This is a genomic window from Sphingomonas sp. S-NIH.Pt3_0716, assembly GCF_003950715.1.
Taxonomy (GTDB): domain Bacteria; phylum Pseudomonadota; class Alphaproteobacteria; order Sphingomonadales; family Sphingomonadaceae; genus Sphingobium; species Sphingobium yanoikuyae_A.
This window is the reverse complement of the sequence record NZ_QLJK01000102.1, coordinates 1-1,387: the sequence shown is the minus strand read 5'-3', so window position 1 is coordinate 1,387 and position 1,387 is coordinate 1. Positions and strand designations below refer to the sequence as shown.

Here is a 1,387-nt window from a genome sequence, read left to right as displayed (position 1 = left end):
CCCTTAGCGTTGCGTGTGGATGGCTCCCGCGTTGCGGTGCGATTTTCTGACGTTCTGACATGCCATATCGAGTGCAGTCGCGTGTCCGGCCTTTATGTGCAGCCTTTATACGGCTGCTGGCCTTGAAGGATTCCGCCAGCCCTGGCCTCCTCATCGTTTACGCGGACTCGAAGTCCTGTACGCTAAGCAGGTTTGCCGAAGCTCGGTGGATCGAATGGCTTGCCTTCAGTCGGTCTTCACACCTCAACCTTGTTTTGCCATCGCCTGCCAATCAGGCTGCGATCGCCAATTCCTTTCTTTCATACTCGACGCCGCGCGTCATCACCACCCATGCAATACGCGCCATCTTGTTGGCCAGAGCAACGGCCACGACCTTGGGCGGACGGCGATCAAGCAAGGCTTTGGCCCATTCAAAGCCTTTGACGCTGCCCGCCCGGACATGCCGCAGCACTGAAGTCGCACCGACGACCAGCAATTGTCGCAGGTAGCGATTGCCGCCCTTGGTAATCTTGCCCAGGCGGGTCTTGCCACCTGACGAGTTTTGCCGGGGCACGAGTCCAAGCCAGGCGGCGAAATGGCGGGCCGACCTGAAGCTCTGCGCGTTGGTCACCATCGACGCGAGCGCCGAGGCGGTGATCACACCAACGCCGGGGATGGTTTCAAGGATGTTGCTGACGTCGTTGCGATAATGCCAGCGGGTCAACTGCTTATCGATCCCGGTGAGCTTGTCCTGCAGTTCCTGAATGTGGCGCGCTAAGACGCCGAGTGTCTCGCGCGCCAGTTCCGGAAGATCGAGTTCGTCCCCTTTCGCAAGCCGATCGACCATGCGCACCACCTGCGCCACGCCGGTACCCGTCACAAGACCGAATTCGGCCAGATGGCTGCGCACGGCATTGAACATCATCGTCCGCTGCTTGATCAGCAGTGCCCGCGTTTTGTGCAGCACGCCGCCAGCCTGCTGGTCAACTGACTTGATTTCGACGAACCGCATTGTCGGCCGCGTCACCGCCTCGCAAATCGCTTCGGCATCGGCGGCATCGTTCTTCTGCCGCTTGACGTAAGGTTTCACGTAGATCGGCGGGATGAGTTTTACGTCGTGGCCCAGGTTCTGGAGCTGCCGACCCCAGTGATGCGCCGTTCCGCAGGCTTCGATCCCGATCAGAACCGGAGGCAATGCCGCGAAAAACTTCAACATCTGTCCGCGCTTCAATTGCCGGGTCACAACCACCTGACCCGCCGCGTCTACACCATGGACCTGGAACACCGACTTCGCGATATCCAGCCCAATCGTGACAATCTCACTCATCGTCCGTCTCCTCGCTCTTCAGCCGAGGCAGTCTGCCTCAGCCGGTGAGCGGGAGCCATCCACTCCATCGTTTAGCGTACC

At 59.9% G+C, this 1,387-nt stretch carries 1 protein-coding gene; it reads right to left on the bottom strand.

What is annotated here, in order from left to right; translation table 11 throughout:
• Positions 1-271 precede the first annotated feature (271 nt).
• The gene (locus BRX37_RS26195) at positions 272-1,306 is read right to left on the bottom strand and encodes an IS110 family RNA-guided transposase (RefSeq protein ID WP_010338606.1); all 1,035 of its coding nucleotides are present in this window, start codon (positions 1,304-1,306) and stop codon (positions 272-274) included.
• Positions 1,307-1,387: the final 81 nt, after the last annotated feature.